Below are 2401 nucleotides of genomic sequence, written 5' to 3'. Positions count from 1 at the left end.
TGATTATTAAAAGCTATAACTGGGGAAGCTATAGTCAACAAAAAGTTATGTTTCGCCGAGCTTGAATTGCCCATCAAGTGCGATGCCGGAGGCTGGCTTCGCCTACGCGATTTTTCCTAACTTATTCAGCAAGCCCTATATATTTCAGCAAATATTTTCTCGTTATATTAATCAAGTTTGTGGAGGCAATGTCACTGCTTTGTCTCGCTTTGTAGGGATTGGGGCGGCAACATTGAGTTGTTGGTATCAGGACGCGACTCTACCGCAGATTGATAAACTATTACAATTTACTGAGCGCTTACAAATATCCCTAGTGGATTTTTTTACTACTGATATTTTAGCTGCTGATGGCTTGAACCAGGCAGCAATTCTACCCTCTCCACCCTCTCGACCACGAAAACATTTAAAAAGACTAGATCAGCCAAGAAAGCAAGTTATTCAGTTTGTCCTTGAACAGGTACTTCAGGAGTCCCCACCCCCATCTTTGCAGGATGTTGCACGCCGTCTTAACTATCGTCCTTTAGTTCTGCAATATCATTTTTCGGAGATATGCTCTCTTATTCAACTCAACCATGCTAATTATAGAAAACTTGAACGTCAACAAAGAATTCAACCTGTTTTAGAAGCTGCCTTAGATGAATTTCCACCTCCCTCTTTATTGGAAGTTATGAGACGGCTAGGCTACAAAAATAATAGCTATTTATATACTTATTTCCCCTCTCTGTCACGTCAGATTACTGGACGCTACAAAGATTATATAAAAGCCTGTGGTATGGAAGAAAGAAACCGCATCAGTCAAGAAATTGAGACTATTGCAAAGGAGATTCACTTACAAGGATATAAGCCGACTCGACGTAGAGTAGCTGAACTCCTCCAAAAGCCTGGTATTATGCTCAATCAGTACGCTCAGGATATTTTGCGCCAAGTACAGCGTTCTCTTGGTTATGAGTGAGTTTTTCTTGGTTAGATATCTTCTGGCATCCCCAATCCAATTGGAAGCATATATTTGCCGGACTTAGTTAGAAGCATAAACCTGCGGTTTCGGCAATCTTATGCTTCCAATGACAGTCTCAACCCACGATTCCGGCTGATATGCTAAACTTAGTAAATCAATCTATTGAACGCATCCAGATGGAAATTCCGGCAATGGAACGGAGTATTCAAGAAGTCAAAACGGAATGGAATTTGCCATGACTAGCCAACCGCGTATTCCCGATCCTGAAACAGCCAAGAGATTATTGGTTAATTTGCGCCGCAGTCGTTTAGCAATGGAAGCAGCGACTTTGGAATTAGAAGATATTACGATGCAGTTAGAAAATGATAGTAGACAAAGGCGTTTTGTGCGATTGAGGCAGGCAATTAACGATGCTGAGGCTGCGAGTTTTTCAGTCAATGTCTGAAATTATTTCTTAAATATCTCCCAAAACCTATAATTTTAATGAGGTGAAAGTATCGCGATCGTGTCCCCATCCCCAAAAAGCGATTCCTATCATTTAAGGAGATGGTGGAGGAAGCGAATCAATATTAGCGAGAGCAAAATTGATAAAGTATTCTGTCCGCAATATCAGTTGTTCGGCATCGGTTTCTGTTATATTCGGATCGACATTATAATCCGCTCTCAGACGAGTTCTTTCAGCATCAATTAGGTAGCGGTGCAGTTCTACTGGAACTCGATTAGTGCGAGCGAAGCGTTCTCCAAAAGCAGCGATAACGGCTGAGTGTCGCGAATAAGATAGTCCTTCGGCTTCTAAAAATGCTGTGGCGATATAAAACATTGAATAGTAAGCACGGGAAGTGGCAAATTCAGGAAAACCTGTGTTATTCAATTCTCTCGCCGCTGGCAAACTTCTATTCGCTTTATTCAGTAGTCTTTGTTGTTCTGGAGTCATATCGCTAACCCTTCTTGACGAATGTTGCGAAAGAAAGCATTATTGTAGTGATGAAATTGCTCGTCAGTGGCAAATGCACAGCTAATTAATACATTATATTCTAAACATAAATCTGCGATGAAAATACTAATTCTATCGCTTTCTTGAGAGTAGCTAAAGGAATTTTTGAGAACAATCAAGATATCTATATCGGAGTCGGGTATTATTGACTTGAGGCGTAGGAGACGGACTTTGTGAAGGGCTAGGAGTAGGAGGAGATAATGTTTCATTCACAAAATAAACATATAATTTTCCTTCCCGTTGTACAACTTTGCCGTTTTGAAAGTTCTGCGTCGGCCATCCATTTTCATCCACAAATCGATCCGAAGTAGGATAGGGCTTGCTGAATCAGTGCCCGGAGGTGATGCAGTCTGGGTTATGCGATCGCGGAGGGAGAGTATGGTGCAAGAAAAACAGGTAAAATAGGTCAAAAGCCTTGCATCACCATCCCTCACCATGTACAGAAAAGCTGA

At 41.4% G+C, this 2401-nt stretch carries 5 protein-coding genes; 2 read left to right on the top strand and 3 right to left on the bottom strand.

Features of this window, described 5'->3' with window-relative positions; translation table 11 throughout:
* Positions 1-82 precede the first annotated feature (82 nt).
* The gene (locus tag PN499_RS17810) at positions 83-952 is read left to right on the top strand and encodes a hypothetical protein (protein WP_272033435.1); all 870 of its coding nucleotides are present in this window, start codon (positions 83-85) and stop codon (positions 950-952) included.
* A gap of 238 nt (positions 953-1190) precedes the next feature.
* Positions 1191-1400, top strand: a complete 210-nt coding sequence (locus tag PN499_RS17805) for a hypothetical protein (RefSeq protein ID WP_272033434.1) — start codon at positions 1191-1193, stop codon at positions 1398-1400.
* 93 nt (positions 1401-1493) lie between these two features.
* Here the strand turns inward: PN499_RS17805 and PN499_RS17800 are convergent, their stop codons facing one another.
* The 3 genes from PN499_RS17800 to PN499_RS17790 form a co-directional block, all read right to left on the bottom strand.
* Positions 1494-1889, bottom strand: coding sequence for a HEPN domain-containing protein (locus tag PN499_RS17800; protein WP_272033433.1), 396 nt, complete (start codon positions 1887-1889; stop codon positions 1494-1496).
* Positions 1886-2158 carry a hypothetical protein gene (locus PN499_RS17795; protein ID WP_272033432.1) on the bottom strand — a complete coding sequence of 91 codons (273 nt, stop codon included), beginning with the start codon at positions 2156-2158 and terminating at the stop codon, positions 1886-1888. Before PN499_RS17795 ends, PN499_RS17800 begins: the two co-directional genes overlap by 4 nt.
* Positions 2159-2401: hypothetical protein (locus PN499_RS17790; protein ID WP_272033431.1), on the bottom strand; the 243-nt coding region annotated here is incomplete at its 5' end. It abuts the gene before it with no gap.

This window comes from Kamptonema animale CS-326 (assembly GCF_028330895.1).
GTDB lineage: Bacteria > Cyanobacteriota > Cyanobacteriia > Cyanobacteriales > Microcoleaceae > Kamptonema > Kamptonema formosum.
Note: the sequence above shows the minus strand (reverse complement) of the source record. Positions and strands in the feature narration are given on the sequence as shown.